Source organism: Cryobacterium flavum (genome assembly GCF_900103805.1).
Lineage (GTDB): Bacteria > Actinomycetota > Actinomycetes > Actinomycetales > Microbacteriaceae > Cryobacterium > Cryobacterium flavum.
The window spans coordinates 85,806-104,546 of sequence record NZ_FNIB01000001.1; the positions used below are offsets into that span (position 1 = coordinate 85,806).

An 18,741-nucleotide genomic window follows, 5' to 3' on the forward strand; every position below is an offset into this window, starting at 1 on the left:
TGGAACGGTTAGGCGAGAAGGTCGAGGCTGAGCACCTCGTCGTAGATGGCGAGCGCTTCGGCCACCTCAGCGTCGGTGACGACACAGGGCGGCACGACATGGATGCGGTTCTCCATCAGGAACGGCAGCAGGCCGCGGCCGAGCAGTTCGGCCTTCACCCGGGCCATGACGGCGGCGCTCACCGGTTCGCGGGTGGCCGGGTCGGCGACGAGTTCGAGCGCCCAGAACACGCCGACACCGCGTACCTCGCCGATGATCGGGTGCTTGGCCTGCAGGGCCTTGAGGCCCGGCTCGAGCACGTCGCGCCCGATGCGGGCCGCGTTCTCGACGATGCCCTCGGCCTCCATCGCGTCGAGGGCGCCGACGATCGACGCCATAGCGAGCGGATGCCCGCTGTAGGTGAGCCCGCCGGGAAAGACGGTCTCGTCAAAAGTTGCAGCGATGGCATCGGAGATGATCACGCCGCCGGTGGGCACATAGCCGGAGTTGACGCCCTTGGCGAAGGTGATCAGGTCGGGCACGACGTCGTAGGCCTGGAAGGCGAACCAGTGGCCGGTTCGGCCGAAGCCGCACATGACCTCGTCGAGAATCAGTACGATGCCGTATTTGTCGCACAGTGCGCGCACTCCGGGCAGGTAGCCGGCCGGCGGCATCATGATTCCGGCGGTTCCCGGAATCGACTCGAGCAGAATGGCCGCGACCGAGGCCACACCCTCGCCCTGGATGACGCGTTCGAGATGGTGCAGCGCGCGGGCGCACTCCTCGGCCTCGCTGGAGGCCCAGAATTCGCTGCGGTAGAGGAACGGACCGAAGAAGTGCACGTGTCCGCGCGCGAATTCGTTGGGAATGCGACGCCAGTCGCCGGTGGCGACCACGGCAGCTCCGGTGTTGCCGTGGTACGACTTATAGAGGGAGAGCACCTTGTCGCGACCGGTGTGCACGCGGGCCATGCGCATGGCGTTTTCATTCGCATCCGCTCCACCGTTGGTGAAGAAGACCTTGTTGAAACCGGCCGGGGCACGGTCGGTGATGCGCTTGGCCGCCTCGCCGCGGGCCAGGTTGGCGGTGGACGGCGCAATGGTCGTCAACAGCGCGGCCTGCTCGGTGATGGCTTGCACCACGGCCGGATGCTGATGGCCGATATTCACGTTCACCAACTGACTCGAGAAGTCAAGATACGAACGTCCGTCATGATCCCAGACGCGGCAGCCCAACCCGCCGGCGATGACGAGCGGTCTCAATGCCGCTTGTGCCGACCAGGAATGGAACACGTGCGCCCGGTCGAGTTCGCTGGTGTGCGCGTTGAGAGTTTGTGTGCTGGTGTCAGTCACGTATATCGCTGGCTTTCTGTGGTGTTGGTATGAACGGTAGGTTTGGTGAATCGGAAAAATTGTGGCCCGGGCGGCCCTCGCGGGCCGCCCGGCAGGTGAGCTAGTTGCCGCCCTCGTTGAGGGTGACCTCGGTGGGCTTCCAGTCGGTGCCCATGACATCGACGCCGTCAGCCTTCAGCTCATCGAGTGCCTTGGTCACGTACTCGTTGGAGTACGCGGTGGCGGGCGGGTCGGTGGTGATGATGGTCGCCCCGGTCTCATTCTTGGTATTCATGGCGATGTCGACCGTGTTGGCCCAGGCCGCTTCGTCGATCATTCCCACGCCGTTGCTCGACGGGAAGATGAGTTTGCTGACCTCGTTGGTCATCCACAGCTGGTGGCTCTCGCCGAGGGTCGAACCGGCCGCGGTGACGATACCGGCCGCTTCGGACGGGTTGTTGGCCGCGTAGATCCAGCCCTTGATCGACGCCTTGATGAACTTCACCGTGTTGTCGGCATAGTCGGCGTCACTTTCGAGCTTGTCGGCGTTAGCCCAGATGGAGTCCTGGAGCATCGCGGTGCCCTCGTCGTTCCAGTCGATGACGTTGAGTTCATCGGGCTGGAACAGCTCGCCGGTGTCGGGGTTGATGGTTTCCAGAACCTGGGCGTACTCGTTGTACGTCATGGCCTGGGCGGCATCGATATCGCCGGCGAGGAATCCGGTCATGTCGAAGGCCTGCTGAATGAGGTTGATGTCGCCGAGCTCAACGCCGGCTTTCTGCATGCCGGCAAAAAGTTCCCACTCGTTGCCGTAACCCCAGCTTCCGACGTTCTTGCCCGCGAGGTCGGCCGCGGTCGTGATGTCCTTGTCCTTGAGCGAGATCTGGGTGGTGGCGCTGCGCTCGAAGATCTGGGCGACGTCGGTGATGTTGGCGCCCTGCTCGATCGAGCCGAGCACCTTCGGCACCCAGGAGATGGCGTAGTCGGCGTCGCCGGCGGCGAGTACGTCCTGCGGCACGATGTCGGCGCCGCCTTCGTCGATGGTGACGTCGAGGCCCTCATCTTCGTAGTAGCCCTGGTCGAGCGCGGCGTAGTAACCGGCGAACTGGGCCTGCGCGAACCACTGCAGCTGCAGGGTGATCGGGGTGAGATCGCCGGCGGCATCCGTTGAGGGAGCAGTGCTCGCCGTGCTGCAGCCGGAGAGAACGAGCGCGCCGACGGCCGTGATTGCGCCAAGCCATGTGATGCGGTGTTTCATGGTGCCTCCTTGGTTACTGGTGCTGTGTGTGGCGGGGTGGGTGGTTTAGCCGCCGGAACGGCGGGTGACAAGCTTCTCCACGATGAGAGCTGCACAATAGAAAGCGAGTCCGAGAATGATCGAGCCGAGCACGTAGGCCCAGGCCAGCCCGTAGTTGCTGCTCGACGCGGCCGAGGTGATGGACTTGCCGAGGCCGCCGACCGGTCCGCCGAAGTACTCGGCGATCAGGGCGCTGATCACGGCGAGCGACGATGCGATGCGCAGCCCGGTGAAGACGAACGGCAGCGCGGTGGGCAGGGTGACCGCCCGAGTGGCCTGCCAGCTGGTGACGGCGTAGGCACGCATCAGGTCACGGTGCACCGGGCGCACCTGGCGCAGGCCCTTGAGGGTGTTGAAGTAGACCGGCACGAACACGGCGAGCGCCGCGACCAGCTGCCGAGCGGTCTCGGCGCCGGCGCCGAACATCGTGTAGAGCACCGGCGCGAGAGCCACGATCGGCACCACCGAGAGGGCTGCGACGATCGGTGCGGCCATCTCATCGAGCAGGCGGGCGAGCGCCGCCACGATCGCCAGCGCAATGCCGAGCACGGCGCCGATGACCAGGCCGATCAGGGAGTTACGGCCGGTGACCGTCATTCCGCCGGCGACATTGTTCAGATTGCCGGCGAATTCGGCGCCGATCGCAAACGGTGCCGGCAGGATGAACGCCTTGATCGCCAGCCCGGTGACCAGGCCCTGCCACAGCAGAATAACGGCCACCCCGAACACGATCGGGGCGAGTACGGTCTGCAGCAGTCCGGGCTGGGCGGTTCTCATCGCGTCTCGACCCCGCGAGCTCCGGTCTTCGGCACGACTCCCGTCGGCAACCCCGTGCCCGATGAATCGGGGTCGCCGTGCAGCAGATCGCGCACCTCGCTGAGGGAACGAAAGAAACCCTCGTCTTCGCGCAGGTCTTCGCCGCGGCCACTCATATCGCCAAGCCCAACGCCCACAATAGAACGGATGCGTCCGGGCCGTGGCTCCAGCACTACCACCCGGTTGGAGAGAAACACCGCTTCGGGAATGGAATGGGTGACGAAGACCACGGCGGCCTGAGTTTCGGCGCAAATGCGCACGAGTTCGTTCTGCATGCGCTCGCGGGTCATTTCGTCGAGGGCGCCGAACGGTTCGTCCATGAGCAGCAGGCTCGGGCTTTCGGCGAGCGCGCGGGCGATCGCCACGCGCTGCTGCATGCCGCCGGAGAGCTGGTCGGGATAGTGCGCCGCGAAGTCGGAGAGCCCGACCAGCGCGATCAGTTCGGCGGCACGCCCCCGCCTCGCCGCCTTGCCGACCCCGTGCAGCTCGAGCGGCAGCTCGATATTGCCGGCGACCGTGCGCCAGGGCAGCAGGCCGGCCTGCTGAAAAGCGATGCCGTAGTCCTGGTCGATGCGGGCCTGCCGGGCCGGTTTGCCGAATACCTCGATGCTGCCGCTCGTGGGCACGTCGAGGTCGGCGATGAGTCTCAGCAGCGTGCTCTTGCCGCATCCGCTTGGCCCGATCAGGCTGACGAATTCGCCGGGCGCGACGTCAAGGCTCACGTCGTCGAGGGCGGTGACGCCTGGACCCTTGCCGGCGGCGAAGATGCGGCTGACGCCGTGCACATTCACTGCGGGCACATCGACTGCGGGCACATCGCCTCCGGGCACATCGCCTCCGGGCACATCGCCTCCGGGCACATTCAGTGTGTCGGTCATGCTACTTCTCCCCTGCGAAAACGACGAAGGAACAGCCCGATCAGGCCCACAAAGCCGGCGGCGACGAGGCCGACCAGGATCGATCCGAAGATGGGTGCCCAGGGCTTGCCCGGGTCGTTGCCGGCCGCGCCGGCGTACTCAACGATGAGCCGGCCGATGCCGCCGCGCAGCCCGATCGATACCTCGGCGACGACGCTGCCGACGACCGCGCTGACCGCGGCCAGGCGCAGGGCCGGCAGCAGGTAGCCGACGCTGGTCGGCAGGCGCAGCCGCCACAGCGTCTTCCACCAGCCGACCGCATAGCAGTGCATGAGGTCGACGTGGTTGGCGTCGGGCGAGGCGAGGCCGCGCAGGGCGCCGATCGACACCGGGAAGAACGCGAGGTAGGAGGCGATCAGGGCCACCGACATCCAGCTTTCCCAGGTGAATTCGCCGAACTGGATCTGCGCGCCCCAGCGCCGCACCAGCGGGGCGATCGCGATGAGCGGCACGGTCTGGCTCAGAATGATCCACGGCAGAATCGCCGACTCGGCCAGGCGAAAGCGCTGCATCAGCAGGGCGAGGGCGAGCCCAACGGTCACGCCGACCAGCCAGCCGACCGCGGCGATGCCGAGGGTGAACAGCGAGCCCTGCAGCACCGCCTGCCACAACGGCAGAGCGGATGCCGCGCCCGTCACCGGGTCGAACAAGCGCTCGGCCATGACCGCGAGGTGCGGCATGGCGAGGTCGGTCGTGCGCGGCAACACCGTGATGCCGCCAAGAACCACTCCGTCGGCGGGTCCGAGCGTTTTGTAGAGCTCCCAGATCAGGGCGAGCAGCACGAGACCGGCCAGGCCGAACAGACCGCCGCGCAGCCGCGGGTGCACGACGGCGCTCCGGCGGCGGGACACGCGCGGTTTGGGTACGCCAAGCGCGCCGCGATTAAGCGGTGCGCTCTGCTCGGTCTGGGTGGTCATCCGCTTATTTCTTATTACTTCTTAGCCGTGATGGCGTCGGTCAGAGCCGGAATCACGGTCTCGCCGTAGACGCGCATCGTTTCTTCCTTGTTGTCGTGCTGCAGGTAACCGGCGAACTGGTCGACCCCGAGCTCCTTGAGGGCCTCGAGCTTCTCGATGTGGTCCTTCGCCGTACCGAGCAGGCAGAACCGGTCGACGATCTCGTCGGGCACGAACGCGGCGTGCTCGTTGCCGGCCTTGCCGTGCTGGTTGTAGTCGTAGCCCTCACGGTCTTTGATGTAGTCGGTGAGCGCCTTCGGCACGGCGGAATCGGCACCATACTTGGCCACGATGTCGGCCACGTGGTTGCCGACCATGCCGCCGAACCAGCGGCACTGGTCGCGCATGTGCTCCCAGTTCGAACCGACATAGGCGGGGGCGGCGACACAGAATTTGATCTCCAGCGGGTCGCGCCCGGCGTTGGACGCTGCGGTGCGCACGCTTTCGATCATCCACTTGGCCACGTCGAGGTCGGCCATCTGCAGGATGAAGCCGTCGCCCACCTCGCCGGCGAGCTTGAGCGCGAGGGGACCGTAGGCGGCGACCCAGACGTCGAGGCTCGACCCGCGGCTCCACGGAAACTGCACCGTGGCACCGTTGTATTCCACCGGGCGGGAGTTGGCGAGCTCGCGAATGACGTGGATCGATTCGCGCAGGGTCTTCAGCGTGGTGGGCGCACCGTTGGTGGTGCGCACCGCCGAGTCGCCGCGGCCGATGCCGCAGATGGTGCGGTTGCCGTACATCTCATTGAGGGTCGCGTACGTGGATGCCGTGACTGTCCAGTCGCGCGTGGCCGGGTTGGTGACCATGGGGCCGACGATGATCTTGCTGGTCTCGGCCAGGATGCGGCTGTAAATCACATACGGTTCCTGCCAGAGCAGGTGCGAGTCGAAGGTCCAGACGTGGCTGAAACCGTGCGCCTCGGCCAGTTTGGCCAGTTGCACGGTGCGCGCCGACGGCGGGTTGGTTTGAAGTACTGCTCCGAAATCCATGTCCTGTCCCTGTTATCCGGTTCTTGGCCTAAATCAAGTACTGGCTCAGGCCGCGCTTGATGTAGCGACCGTCACCCTTGGCGCCGAGATAGGCGAAATCGTCGACGACGACCTTGCCGCGGGAGATGACGGTATCGACGTGGCCGTCGATCTCGTAGCCTTCCCAGGCGGAGTAGTCCATGTTCATGTGGTGTGACTTTCCCACTCCGATAGACGTGTGCCCGTTCGGGTCGTAGATCACCACGTCGCCGTCGGCTCCGGGAGCAATCACGCCCTTCTGGCCGTACATGCCGAACATGCGTGCCGGGGTGGTGGAGCAGACTTCGACCCAGCGTTCGAGCGAGATCTTGCCGTCGACGACGCCCTGGTAGAGCAGGTCCATGCGGTGTTCGACCGAGCCGATGCCGTTGGGGATCTTGGAGAAGTCGGTCAGGCCCATGTCTTTCTGGCCCTTCATGCAGAACGGGCAGTGATCGGTGGAGACCATCTGAATGTCGTTGGTGCGCAGGCTTTGCCACATGTGGTGCTGGTGGCCTTCAGCCTTGGCGCGCAGCGGCGTCGAACAGACCCATTTGGCTCCTTCGAAGGTGCCCCACTCGTCGCTCTCGGCGCCGAGGTTGTCCTCGAGCGAGAGGTAGAGGTACTGCGGGCAGGTCTCGCCGAACACGTTCTGGCCGTTGTCTCGGGCCTGCGCAATCTGGTCCACGGCCTGCTTCGCCGACACGTGCACGACGTAGAGCGGAGCGCCGGTGAGGTTGGCGAGCATGATGGCTCGGTGGGTGGCTTCTTCTTCGGCCTGCCAGGGCCGGGTGAGACCGTGGTAGAGCGGGCCGGTGTTGCCGGCGGCGACGGCCTGCTGCACGAGCAGGTCGATGACGCTGCCGTTCTCGGCGTGCATCATGATCATGCTGCCGTTCGTGGCGGCACGCTGCATGGCCTTGACGATCTGGCCGTCGTCGCTGAGAAAGACCCCCTTGTAGGCCATGAACAGTTTGAAGCTCGAGACGCCTTCGTCGACGAGCGTGTCCATCGCGGTGAGGGAGCTGTCTTGCACGTCACTGAGGATCTGGTGGAAGCCGTAGTCGATGGCGCACTGGCCGGCGGCTTTCTGCTGCCAAGCGGCATAGCGCTCGAGCACGTCTTCGCCGGCGTACTGCACGACGAAGTCAACGATGCTCGTGGTGCCACCCCAGGCGGCCGCGCGGGTTCCGGTTTCGAAGGTGTCGCTGGCCTGGGTACCGCCGAACGGCATTTCCATGTGGGTGTGGGCGTCGATGCCGCCCGGGATGACGTACTTGCCGCCGGCGTCGATGACGCGGTCGACGTTGCTCGCCACATCGAAACCGAGCAGGGTGGAGCCGGGTGCGAGCACGGCGACGATTTTCTCGCCATCGATGAGCACGTCGGCGAGGCCTCGACCCGTGGCGTTGACCACGGTGCCGTTCTTGATCAAAGTCTTCATGGCATCCTCTTCGCTGAAAGTGTCAGGGGTAGCGGATGCTGCCGGCTGCGTTTTGCAGGCCGGCCGGCAGCATCCGCTTGTGGCCTAGTTACTAGGGGGCGACGAGGGGCTCGTAGGAGTCGGGGCGACGGTCCCGGTAGAACTGCCAGGAGTTGCGCACCTCGCGGATGACGCCGAGGTCGAGGTCTCGCACGAGGATCTCCTCGGTATCGGTCGAGGCGACCTCGCCGACGTAGTTGCCCTTGGGATCAACGAAGTACGAGCTGCCGTAGAAGGTCACGGCTTCGTCGCCGAACTCGGCCTCTTCATTGCCGATGCGGTTGTTGGCGCCGACGTAATACTGGTTGGCGACGGCGGCGGCCGGCTGCTCGAGCTCCCACAGGCGGTTGGAGAGGCCGGGCTTGGTGGCCGAGGGGTTGAACACGATCTCGGCGCCGTTCAGGCCAAGTGCACGCCAGCCCTCCGGGAAGTGGCGGTCGTAGCAAATGTAGACGCCGATCTTGCCGTACGCCGTGTCGAACACTGGGTAGTCGGTGTTGCCGGGGCGAAAGTAGAACTTCTCCCAGAACTGCGGCAGGTGCGGGATGTGGTGCTTGCGGTATTTGCCGAGGTAGGTTCCGTCGGCGTCGATGACCGCGGCGGTGTTGTAGAGCACGCCGGGCTGTTCTTCTTCATACATCGGCACGACGATGACCATCTTGTACTCGCTCGCGAGCTTCTGAAAGCGCTCGACGATGGGGCCGGGCACGGCCTGTGCGTAGTCGTAATACTTGGCGTCCTGCACGATACCGAAATACGGCCCGTGGAAGAGTTCCTGAAAGCAGATCACCTGCACGCCCTGGGCGGCCGCGGTGCGCACGAAGCCTTCGTGCTTCGCGATCATGGATTCTTCGTCGCCGGTCCAGGTGGCCTGGGTGATGGCGGTTCGAACAATGTTTCTTTTGTCGGTGCTGGTGCCGGTCGTACCCGTGTTCATGCTGTGCCTTCCACTTGCTTTCGTTAGTCAAGGGCCGATACGAACCGCGCTGTTCGTATTGTTATTATTTGACGTAAACATTTCAAATGTGTTTCTCTGTGTATCGCACGCATTAATCATCCTGTCGTCCGACGCAGCCAGGGGCAAGAGCAATGCAGAACTTTATCGACGAAATCGAACAACGCACGCCCGCAGGCATCGCCGCGGCCATCGGCCGACTGATTGCCTCCGGGCGACTCGCGCCGGGCGACCGTCTGCCGACCGTTCGAGTGCTCGCCGGCGAGCTCGGCGTGAGTCCCGCCACGGTCAGTCATGCCTGGCAGGCCCTCTCAGCCGTCGGCCTGATCGTGTCGCGTGGTCGGGGCGGCACCTTCGTTCAGGATGCCGCGCCCAAGTGGCTGCCGGCGCGCAGCCAGTCCATGGTCGGCCCGATCGGCCCGGCCCGCCTCGATCTCTCCCGCGGCACGCCCGACCCGCGGTTGTTGCCAGCGCTCGGGCCGGCCCTCTCCCGGGTATCGCAGCGCGCGGTGACGCCGAGCTATCAGGACCTGCCCATCCTTCCGGAGTTGCTCGAGGTGCTGCGCGGGTCGTGGCCGTACCCGGTCGAGACGATCACCATCGTCGACGGTGCCCTCGACGCCATCTCGCGCTGCCTCGACGCGGTCACCCGGTTCGGCGACCGGGTCATCGTGGAGAACCCGTCGTTTCCGCCGTTCTTCGACCTGCTCGACCAGCTCGGCCTCGAGCGACTCCCGGTAGCGGTCGACGAGCACGGCATTGTTCCGGCCGACTTCGCCGCGGCGCTGAAGCTCGGCCCGACCGTGGTGCTGCTGCAGCCGCGGGCGCAGAACCCCACCGGCGCCTCGATGACGGCGCATCGGGCCGAGGAGCTGGCCCGTCTGCTGCGCGCTACGCCGGCGAGCGCCGACACCATCGTGATCGAAGACGACCACTCCGCCGAGATCAGCATCGCCCCCGACGTGAGTCTCGGCCTCTGGCTGCCGGAACGCACCCTGCACGTGCGCAGCTTCTCCAAATCGCACGGCCCCGACCTGCGCATGGCCGCGCTCGGCGGCCCGGCCGCGCTGATCGACCCGATCGTATCGCGGCGCATGCTCGGCCCCGGCTGGACCAGCCGCATGCTGCAGACCATTTTGCACGACCTGCTCACCAACGGCGAGAGCATGGCCCAGGTCAGCGAGGCCCGCCGCATCTACTTCGCCCGCCAGCGTGCCCTCGCCGATGCCCTAGCCGAGTTCGGGCTTGACGTGGTGCAGGCCGACGGCATCAACACCTGGCTGCCCGTGCAGAACGAGCGGGATGCCATGGTGCGGCTCGCCGCCTCCGGCATTCGCGTGGCTGGCGGTTCGCCGTTTCTGGCCGCCCCGGATTTGTCCAACACTGGCGGCCCCGCATTCATTCGCGTGACCGCCGGCGCCCTGCCCGACGATATCCGACCGGTGGCCGAGGCGCTGGCTGCGGCGGCGCATCCGCTTGATTCGGCCGTGCACCCCATCGGTGCGCGCTGGTCGTAGCCGGATTCGTTCGCTTAGGCCTCAGCCCAGCTGGCGCAGCCGCGGGGCCAGGTCACGCTCGAACAGGTCGAGAAAACGCTTCTGGTCGTGGCCGGGCGCGTGGAAGACCAGGTGGTTGAGGCCTGCGTCGAGGTAGGGCTTGATCAGAGCGACGGCTTCGTCGGGGTCGGAGGCGACGATCCAGCGCTTGGCGACCTGCTCGATCGGGAGCGCATCGGCGGCGGCCTCCATCTCGAGCGGGTCGTGAATGGACTGCTTCTGCTCGGGCGTGAGCGACAGCGGGGCCCAGAACCGGGTGTTCTCCAGCGCGGCCTGCGCGTCGGTGTCGTAGGAGATCTTGATCTCGATCATGCGGTCGATGTCGTCCTGAGCGCGACCGACCTTGTCCAGCCCCTCGGCGACGGCGGGAAGGAGTTTCTCGGTGTAGAGCTCCATACCCTTACCCGAGGTGCAAATGAAACCGTCGCCGGCACGGCCGGCATAGCGAGCCACGACGGGGCCGCCGGCCGCGATATACACCGGCACCGGGGCATCCGGAGTGTCGTAGAGGGTGGCGCCGACGGTGGAATAGTACTCACCCGTGAAGTCGATGCGCTCGCCGGTCCAAAGCTGCCGCATGAGGTCGACGGCCTCGCGCAGGCGCGCAAAACGTTCCTTGAACTCGGGCCACTCGCCCTTGTAGCCCGTGGCGATCTCGTTGAGGGCCTCGCCCGTTCCCACACCAAGCATGATTCGCCCGGGGTACAGGCAGCCCATGGTTCCAAAGGCCTGCGCCAGCACGGCCGGGTTGTAGCGGAACGTGGGAGTCATCACCGACGTGCCGATCTGCACCCGCTTGGTGCGTTCGCCGACCGCGGCCATCCACGCCATCGCGTAGGGCGCATGGCCGCCTTCGTGGCGCCACGGCTGAAAGTGGTCGCTCACGGTGACGCTGTCGAGCCCGTGCTCTTCGGCCATGACGCCGAGTTCCACTAGCTCTCGCGGTGCGAACTGCTCCGCCGACGCTTTCAATCCCAGCTTCAACATGCGCTCTCCCTCTTGTCGTACCCAATATTCGCACTGACTCAATATTTGCACTGGCCGGTCCCTGCTACGGTATTCGTGACCACCAATTAGGTTTTATTGGTTGAGCTTGCCTCGATTTGGGCAGCAGGTCTCTGGACAATCCAGTCTCCCGTGCCCAAAATAATGAGGTTCTGCATGCGTCATTCTCGTTTTCTGTTCATCGGCGTGGCCACCAGCGCCGCTCTGCTGCTCAGCGGATGCGCCGCCGCCGCAACACCGGCCGCCACCCCGGCCGAGTCCCCCGCTGCCAGTGCGAGCTACCCGGTCACCGTGGAGAATTGCGGCACGAACCTCACCGTCACGAAGGCACCCGAGCGGATCGTGTCGATCAAGTCGTCGGCGACCGAGCTGTTGCTCGCACTCGGCCTCGGCGACCGGATCGTCGGGTCGGCCTTTCTCGACGGTCCGCTGCCCTCGGAACTCGCCACCGCGGGCGCCGACCTCAACGTGGTCAGCGACTTTCTGCCCGGCCAGGAGGTGGTACTCGGCCTGAACCCCGACTTCATCTACGGCGGCTGGGAATCCAACTTCAGCACCGACGGTGTGGGCGAACGCGACGCCCTGACGGCGCTCGGCGTCGGCACGTACGTCTCACCGGCAGCGTGCAAGGGCGACTTCATGCCGAACCCGCTCACCTTCGACTCGGTGTTCACCGAGATCGAGGAAGCCGGCGCAATCTTTGGCGTCGAGTCCGCCGCCGCCAAGCTGGTCAGCACCCTGAACGACGACCTCGCCGGACTGACGCCGTCGACCGCCGGAACCACCACGGCCCTCTGGTACTCCAGCGGCACCACCACCCCCTACGTGGGCGCCGGCATCGGCTCACCCGAAATGATCATGGACGCCGCCGGGCTCACCAATATCTTTGCCGATGTGCGCGACACCTGGACCTCGGTGGGCTGGGAATCGATCATCGAGGCCAACCCGAGCGTCATCGTGCTCGTCGACGCCACCTGGAACACCGCCGCCTCGAAGATCGCCCACCTCGAATCGGACCCGGCCACCCAGGTCCTCGATGCGGTGAAGAACCAGCGTTACATCATTTTGCCGTTCGCCTCCACCGAGGCCGGGATCCGCAACGTAGAAGCGGCGTCGTCGACGATCACCCAGTTAGCCGACCTGAACGAGTGATCTCCTCCCCCGTGACGCGAAAGCGGGTGAAGTGTTGCTTCAGCAGGGTTGAGGCAACAATTCACCCGCTGTCGCGAACCTGGCGGGGGCTCGCGTGACCCGGAGTGCGTACCTCGGGTGGTTCGTTGCGGCCTCTATCGCGCTCATTCTCGTGTGCGCGGTCGCGGTGACCATTGGGCCGGCAGCCGTCAGCCTCGCGCAGGTGGCGGGCAGCATCGGCGCCCACCTCGGGCTCGCGGCCCCGCCGGTACCAGTGTTGGTCGACTCGATCGTCTGGCAGCTGCGGCTCCCCCGAGTGCTCACGGCCGCGCTGGTCGGCGCCGGCCTCGCCCTCAGCGGCGCGGTGATGCAGAGCGTGACGCGCAACCCCCTCGCCGACCCGTACCTGCTCGGGTTGTCGAGCGGGGCATCCGTCGGAGCGGTGTGCGTGGTCATTCTCGGCATCGGATTCGCCTTGCCGGCCGCAGCCTTTCTCGGCGCGCTGCTCGCTCTTGTCGCCACGCTCAGCATCGCCCGGGTCGGTGGCACGATCACCCCGGTGCGGGCCGTGCTCGCCGGGCTGGCCATCGCCCAGCTCGCCGGCGCGCTGACCTCGTTCATCATCTTCTGGGCCGCCAAGGGCGACTCCTACCGGGAGATTCTCAACTGGCTGCTCGGCTCCGTGGCCGGCGCCACCTGGGAGAGTGTCGCGATCGCCGGAACGGCCGTTTTGGTCGTGGGCACCGGCATCCTCTTGTCGGCGACTCGGCTCGACGCGTTCGCGTTCGGTGACACCTCGGCGGCGAGCCTCGGTATCAACGTGAACCGCACCCGCTGGGCGCTGCTCGGATCGGTGGCCTTGCTGACCGGTGCCATGGTGGCCGTCAGCGGATCGATCGGGTTCGTGGGGCTTATCCTGCCGCACCTCGTGCGCGGCGTCAGCGGGCCGGGACACCGCCGACTGCTGCCGCTCGTGGCCGTCTGCGGCGGGCTGTTCCTGGTCATTGCCGACACGCTCGCCCGCACAGTGTTCGACCCGCGCGAGCTTCCCGTGGGGATCATCACGGCGTTCATCGGCGTGCCGGTGTTCATTCTGCTGATCAAGAGAAAGAAGTCGCACCTGTGGGCGTAGACCTCGACCAGCTGTCGTTCTCGATCGACGGCACCAGAATTCTGCGGAACGTCTCAGCGTCGCTGCCCACCGGCAGCGTCACCGGCCTGCTCGGCCCGAACGGCGCCGGCAAGTCCACCCTGCTACGGCTCATTGCCGGCATCGACAAAGCGGATGCCGGCACCGCCGCCCTCGACGGCGTCTCGGTCGGGTCACTGAACCGGCGCGACGCGGCCCGACGCATCGCCCTGCTGGAACAGAATGCTGCACCGAGCGTGGAGCTGACCGTGCTCGAAGTCGTGCTGCTCGGGCGCATTCCGCACCGCACCAGGCTCATGGGCTCCTTCAGCGGCGACGAGGATCGCGCCGTCGCTCTCGATGCCCTCGAGGCGGTAGGTGCCCTAGCGCTCGCCGACCGGTCCTGGCACACCCTGAGCGGCGGGCAGCAGCAGCGCGTGCAGATCGCGCGGGCCATGGCGCAGCAACCGAGCCTGTTGCTGCTCGACGAACCGACCAACCATCTCGACGTGAGCGCCCAGCTTTCGCTGCTCGGCCAGGTAAGGGAGCTCGGGGTGACGTCCATCATGGCCCTGCATGATCTCAATCTCGCGGCGGCGTATTGCGACCACATTCTGTTGCTCGACGGCGGCCTGCTGGTGGCCTCCGGCACGCCCGCCGAGGTGCTCACCCCGGAGATCATCGGCGCCGTCTACGGCGTGGACTGCTTCATTCTGGAGCATCCGCGCGGCGGGCATCCGGTCATCGTCTATTCGGCGGCGGTGTCGGCGTGAAGCGAGTCACGGTTTTGGCCGGCGGCGTCGGCGGTGCCCGCTTCACTCGCGGGCTGCTCGCGCACCTCGCCGTTGTCGCCCCGGACGCGGCCGTGACGGTGATCGTGAACACCGGCGATGACATGTGGCTCGACGGGCTGCGAATCTGCCCCGATCTCGACACCGTCATGTACACACTCGGCGGCGGCATCAACGAGGAGCAGGGCTGGGGGCGCCCCGACGAATCCCGGCGCGCGTCGGCGGAGATCGCCGCCTACGGCCGCGGCTGGTCGTGGTTCACCCTCGGCGACCTCGACCTGGCGACGCACATCGTGCGCACCGACCTGCTGAGAAACGGCTCAACCCTGTCGCAGGCCACCGAATTTCTGTGCCGCCGCTGGCAGCCCGGGGTGCGCTTGCTTCCCATGAGCGACCAGCCGGTCGAAACCCACGTATGCCTCGCCGAGAATATCGATGATCACACGGCGGGCGACTATATTCACTTTGAAGAATGGTGGGTTCGGTATCGGGCTCGAGTGGCGATCACCGGGTTCGAGCAGCGCGGACTGGCCGACTCGGTCGCCGCACCCGGTGTGCTCGCGGCCATCACCGAAGCCGACCTCGTGGTGCTACCACCGTCGAACCCGGTCGTGTCGGTCGGCACGATCCTGGCCGTGCCAGGCGTGCGCCAAGCCCTGCGTGCCACTCGCGCGCGCGTCGTCGGGGTATCCCCGATCATCGGCGGCGCGGCGGTGCGCGGCATGGCCGATGTCTGCCTGCACACCATCGGCGTCGAGACCAATGCTCTCGCCGTCGGTCTGCACTACGGCGCGCGCACGAACGGCGGACTGCTGGACGCCTGGCTGATCGACGAAACGGATGCCGCGGCGCTGCCCGCTCTCTTGCATGCTGGCATCCACTCTGCTGCTGCGCCGTTGTGGATGACCGACCTGCCCGCGACAACCGCGATGGCCGCGGCCGTGCTGGCTCTTGTCTGACAAGAAATCTCGCGAATCTGCATTGGTCTGGCTTCGCTCAACTGGCTGCGTTGATCTGGTTGAGCTGATCTGATCTGGCTGAGCTGATCTGGCTGCGTTGATCTGGCTGAGCTGATTCGGCTGACCTGATTCGGCTGACCTGATCTGGCTTGATTGATTGATTGATTGATTGATTGATCTAGCTTGATTGATTGATTTGACCGGTGTCGCGAGCTAGACGTTACTTTTCCCAGGTGGGCTTCTCAACAGCGGTGGCGGCGCGGTTTTGGCCGGCGGGGCGCCAGGTGTGGGTGGGGTCGAAGATGAGGGGTCCGCGGATCCAGGGGCGTCCGTCTCGCATGTCGATGTCCCAGCCTGAGGTGTCGATGCTTGAGTGGGCGGCGTTGCAGATCAGCACGGCGTTATCGATATCGGTGAGGCCGCCCTGGCGCCAGGGGACGACGTGGTGAACCTGGGTGAGATGGGGTGGCACGGTGCAGCCGGGGATGACGCAGCCGCCATCGCGGGCGGCCAACGCTCGGCGTTGACTGGCGCTGAAGAACCGGTTGCTGGCGCCGAGGTGCAGGATTTTGCCGGTGTGGCCGAACAGGATGGGTTGGTAGCCGCCGGCGCAGATGAGTTCGTCGACTTGGTGGGGGGTGAGGGGGCCGTCGATGCCGTCGATCCAGCCGGCGCCGCGGCCGTCGAGGAGGTCGGTGATGTTGATGTGTACGAGCACGGTCGGGGCGGCTCCGCCCATCGTCGGGGTACCCGGGTGTCGGGCGGCGGCTTCGAATACGGCGCGGAGGATGCCGGCCTGCTTTTCACTACGGGAGCGGGTGTCGTCGGGTTGCTGCGGGCACGGACTGAGGAGGTGCGGACTGATCCTGTCGGACGCCCGGGTCGCGGCGCCGTCGGCGCCGGGAACCGGGTTGGCCGCGGCGGCGAACAGGTACGCGTCACTCAGTTGACCGGCACAGACGTTGCCGAGGGTGGCGCGGTCGAGGGTGGTGAACCAGCCGTTGAGGCTGTAGCCGCCATTGCTGAGGGTGCCGAAGGTGAGCCAGCTGCGCCGCTCGGTCGGGGCCTCGCCGGGCGCGCTGCCGTCGGGGGCGAGGCGAGCTTTCCACTGGATGCCCTGCTGCCGCAGCAACTCCGGCGCAAACGCGATGCCAGCACCGGGCAGGTCTTCAGTTTCGGGAGTGATCGCACCGGAGCCGCTGGCCACCAGAGAGCGTTCGACCCGGTCGAGGTCGGACACCAGCACGGAGGAGCGCAGGCCGTCGAGCACCTGCACGATCACCCGGGCCTGTTCCAGGCCGAGCTCCCCGCCCTGCAGGGCCTCTCCGAGCACCGGGTAGGTGGGGGCCAGCGGGCGGCCGAGCAGCATCCGCTGCCCAGCCTTCTCACCGAGCACGGCCCGCTGACGTACTTCGTTGCGGGAGAGGCGGGCGAGGGCGCAGACCAGTTCGACGCCGCTGCGACAGCCGAGCCGACGGGCCAGCGTCGGCGCAGCCAGAGACGCGGCCGCACGCGCCACGCTCGGAGAAGCCGCATCAGCCGCAGCACCCTCCGGGATCACGGATTCCGCACCAGCCTTGCCCGAACCAGCCTTCTCCCGGGCTGCATTCTGCGCGGCGGCGGCGCTCTGATCAACAGCAGCCTGGGCGGCGGCTTTCGCTGCGGCAGCATCAAAGTATTCGGAGCGGCGCAGCACATCCGACGTGGAGAGCACCCGGGCCCCGTCGACGACCCGGCCCACGCTCTCCACCGCCAGCACAAGGGTCAGTGATTCTTCATCGCCCAGCAACCCGAACGACACCCCACCCAACGCCGCCAACAGAATCTCCCGAGCCTGCTCCACCGCCACAACGACGGGGTTCGAACTGGCCTCGTTCGGGTTTTCCATGAACATGGGCGCCATTGCCTCCTTGACACCCATTCTACCGCAAATCGAACACAAAAGCGAGAGAAACTCAGAAATAGTCTTGCCAGCAAAGTTGATCGATTAATCCATGATTGCCGCTCTTAGCGCCTCTCCCGCCCGTCAATACGTAAACCGTCGCTCGCAATTCACGGCCTCAGCGTCGTGGTGCCACTTGTGCGGTTTCGAAGTAGTAGACGATTCAGTATCATGAACTAGAACAGAGCGCTCGTGTGCGGCCCAAGTCCGATCAGTCGCGCGGCTTCGAGGTCGGCCGCGGTGTCGACGTCGCGCCGCAGAGACGAAGTCGGCGGCAGGTCGAGCACGACGTGTCCGTCGCCCTGGTGCGCATCGCGGGAGCCGAGACCGAACCGCGGCGTGACCGTGACTCCTACGCGGGCGAGCAGGGTCGTCGTGCCCACACCTTCGGCATCGGGCACCATCGAGCGCGGCTGCGCTGCGCCGAGCGCGAATGCAGCGTCGATGTCACCTGGCCGCAGGGCGGGCAGATCCCCGGTCATCACCGCCAGATTTACTTGGGGATAGGCGAGCCGAGCGGCAGCGATGCCCTGCACGATCCCGGCGTTCAAGCGGGCATGCCCCGTTTCAACGACCGGCGCCTCCGGCACGATGACAGCACCGAGCCCGCCGAGCAGCGCGCCCAAACGCGCACTCGCGGTCACCACGAACACGCGCTCCACAGCGGATGCTGCCACCAGCGCCGTCACCGTGTCAAGCGCGAAAGCGTCGGCGAGCGCCGCCCGCCCCGGCCCGACACCGAGCCGGCTCTTCGCCTCGGAGCTTCCCTTCACCGGGACGACGACGACCCAGTTATCGGCCAACGATTTCAACCCGAACGCCAACGGCGTCATATGTTGGCTTGGCGCGAGAATCCCGGGTGGCGAGAACACAATCGTTTTCCTGCGCCGCGAGGGCCACCACGGCGTCGTAGACGGCACCACCGGCAATGCCCAAGTTCGCGAGTAAGGCTGGCAAACGAAAGGCCGTTTCGGCGGTCATCACAAGGGGCAGAGCAAACCGCGACGCCAGGAGCCGGGCTGCCGTTTCAGGCGCAAGCCGGGCCTCGCTCGGCAATCTCGTGAGCACCGAATAAGTTTCCGCCAGAGCGTGACCCGCCAAGGCGACTTCACGCCCCTGCCACCAGTCAACGACAGCGTGGTGCGCTGGGTGGGTCGTGACGAGCAGTGGCACCGCCACACTGGTATCGAGTGCGAGCACCTTCAACGACGTCCGGCATCGATCAGGCCGAACATGGTGTCATCGTCTATGGCCGTCGAGGACGTAGCGACGAGGACCCCGTCTTCGTCGACGAGCCGAGCCGTTCGCCCTGCCGGTACAACCTGCAGCCCGCTGCCGTACTGAGAAATATCCACGGTTGAACCGGGATGGAGCCCCAGCGCATCGCGCAGGGCCTTGGGAACCATGAGACGCCCGACCGCGTCGAGGGAAACTTCCATAGGGAATACGTTACCAGCGACTTCCCGCTCCAGCTAGGGCGATCC

At 66.2% G+C, this 18,741-nt stretch carries 18 protein-coding genes; 5 read left to right on the forward strand and 13 right to left on the reverse strand.

Annotation, left to right across the window (positions count from 1 at the left end):
• Window positions 1-8: 8 nt before the first annotated feature.
• The 8 genes from BLS91_RS00375 to BLS91_RS00410 form a co-directional block, all read right to left on the reverse strand.
• Window positions 9-1,331, reverse strand: coding sequence for an aspartate aminotransferase family protein (locus tag BLS91_RS00375; protein WP_233197282.1), 1,323 nt, complete (start codon window positions 1,329-1,331; stop codon window positions 9-11).
• Between the two features lie 100 nt (window positions 1,332-1,431).
• Complete coding sequence (locus BLS91_RS00380) at window positions 1,432-2,568, reverse strand: ABC transporter substrate-binding protein (RefSeq protein ID WP_092338137.1); 1,137 nt, start codon at window positions 2,566-2,568, stop codon at window positions 1,432-1,434.
• Between the two features lie 45 nt (window positions 2,569-2,613).
• Complete coding sequence (locus BLS91_RS00385) at window positions 2,614-3,384, reverse strand: ABC transporter permease (protein WP_092338139.1); 771 nt, start codon at window positions 3,382-3,384, stop codon at window positions 2,614-2,616.
• On the reverse strand, window positions 3,381-4,301 hold the full coding sequence (locus BLS91_RS00390; RefSeq protein ID WP_092338141.1) for an ABC transporter ATP-binding protein: 921 nt from the start codon (window positions 4,299-4,301) through the stop codon (window positions 3,381-3,383). The genes BLS91_RS00385 and BLS91_RS00390 overlap by 4 nt, the downstream gene beginning before the upstream one ends.
• Window positions 4,298-5,257, reverse strand: a complete 960-nt coding sequence (locus BLS91_RS00395) for an ABC transporter permease (RefSeq protein ID WP_092338143.1) — start codon at window positions 5,255-5,257, stop codon at window positions 4,298-4,300. Before BLS91_RS00395 ends, BLS91_RS00390 begins: the two co-directional genes overlap by 4 nt.
• A 14-nt stretch (window positions 5,258-5,271) precedes the next feature.
• A complete protein-coding gene (locus tag BLS91_RS00400) occupies window positions 5,272-6,288 on the reverse strand; it encodes a TIGR03842 family LLM class F420-dependent oxidoreductase (RefSeq protein ID WP_092338145.1) in 1,017 nt (338 codons plus the stop codon).
• 28 nt (window positions 6,289-6,316) lie between these two features.
• Window positions 6,317-7,750, reverse strand: coding sequence for a dihydropyrimidinase (hydA, locus tag BLS91_RS00405; protein WP_092338147.1), 1,434 nt, complete (start codon window positions 7,748-7,750; stop codon window positions 6,317-6,319).
• A gap of 91 nt (window positions 7,751-7,841) precedes the next feature.
• Window positions 7,842-8,726 carry a nitrilase-related carbon-nitrogen hydrolase gene (locus BLS91_RS00410; RefSeq protein WP_092338149.1) on the reverse strand — a complete coding sequence of 295 codons (885 nt, stop codon included), beginning with the start codon at window positions 8,724-8,726 and terminating at the stop codon, window positions 7,842-7,844.
• Window positions 8,727-8,878: 152 nt separating this feature from the next.
• Here BLS91_RS00410 and BLS91_RS00415 point away from each other — a divergent pair, with 152 nt between their 5' ends.
• Complete coding sequence (locus BLS91_RS00415) at window positions 8,879-10,261, forward strand: aminotransferase-like domain-containing protein (protein WP_092338151.1); 1,383 nt, start codon at window positions 8,879-8,881, stop codon at window positions 10,259-10,261.
• Between the two features lie 21 nt (window positions 10,262-10,282).
• Here the strand turns inward: BLS91_RS00415 and fgd are convergent, their stop codons facing one another.
• On the reverse strand, window positions 10,283-11,287 hold the full coding sequence (gene fgd, locus BLS91_RS00420; protein WP_092338153.1) for a glucose-6-phosphate dehydrogenase (coenzyme-F420): 1,005 nt from the start codon (window positions 11,285-11,287) through the stop codon (window positions 10,283-10,285).
• A 174-nt stretch (window positions 11,288-11,461) separates the two neighbouring features.
• On the opposite strand from fgd, the gene BLS91_RS00425 reads away from it, so the two are divergent.
• The 4 genes from BLS91_RS00425 (at window position 11,462) to cofD (ending at window position 15,315) form a co-directional block, all read left to right on the forward strand.
• On the forward strand, window positions 11,462-12,457 hold the full coding sequence (locus BLS91_RS00425; protein ID WP_233197281.1) for a putative F420-0 ABC transporter substrate-binding protein: 996 nt from the start codon (window positions 11,462-11,464) through the stop codon (window positions 12,455-12,457).
• Between the two features lie 79 nt (window positions 12,458-12,536).
• Window positions 12,537-13,568 carry a putative F420-0 ABC transporter permease subunit gene (locus BLS91_RS00430; protein ID WP_092338157.1) on the forward strand — a complete coding sequence of 344 codons (1,032 nt, stop codon included), beginning with the start codon at window positions 12,537-12,539 and terminating at the stop codon, window positions 13,566-13,568.
• Window positions 13,559-14,338: an ABC transporter ATP-binding protein gene (locus BLS91_RS00435; RefSeq protein WP_092338159.1), complete on the forward strand. Its 780-nt coding sequence runs from the start codon at window positions 13,559-13,561 to the stop codon at window positions 14,336-14,338. Before BLS91_RS00430 ends, BLS91_RS00435 begins: the two co-directional genes overlap by 10 nt.
• Window positions 14,335-15,315, forward strand: coding sequence for a 2-phospho-L-lactate transferase (cofD, locus tag BLS91_RS00440; RefSeq protein ID WP_092338161.1), 981 nt, complete (start codon window positions 14,335-14,337; stop codon window positions 15,313-15,315). Before BLS91_RS00435 ends, cofD begins: the two co-directional genes overlap by 4 nt.
• 220 nt (window positions 15,316-15,535) lie before the next feature.
• Here the strand turns inward: cofD and BLS91_RS00445 are convergent, their stop codons facing one another.
• From BLS91_RS00445 to BLS91_RS00460, 4 genes are all read right to left on the reverse strand, one after another.
• Complete coding sequence (locus BLS91_RS00445; protein WP_159433807.1) at window positions 15,536-17,218, reverse strand: HNH endonuclease signature motif containing protein; 1,683 nt, start codon at window positions 17,216-17,218, stop codon at window positions 15,536-15,538.
• A gap of 215 nt (window positions 17,219-17,433) precedes the next feature.
• Window positions 17,434-18,060 (reverse strand): 2-phospho-L-lactate guanylyltransferase, encoded by a 627-nt coding sequence (gene cofC / locus BLS91_RS00450; RefSeq protein ID WP_159433808.1) that lies wholly within the window; start codon window positions 18,058-18,060, stop codon window positions 17,434-17,436.
• The gene (locus tag BLS91_RS00455; RefSeq protein WP_233206207.1) at window positions 18,050-18,457 is read right to left on the reverse strand and encodes a PIN domain-containing protein; all 408 of its coding nucleotides are present in this window, start codon (window positions 18,455-18,457) and stop codon (window positions 18,050-18,052) included. Before BLS91_RS00455 ends, cofC begins: the two co-directional genes overlap by 11 nt.
• 2 nt (window positions 18,458-18,459) lie before the next feature.
• Complete coding sequence (locus tag BLS91_RS00460) at window positions 18,460-18,696, reverse strand: AbrB/MazE/SpoVT family DNA-binding domain-containing protein (protein WP_092338169.1); 237 nt, start codon at window positions 18,694-18,696, stop codon at window positions 18,460-18,462.
• Window positions 18,697-18,741: the final 45 nt, after the last annotated feature.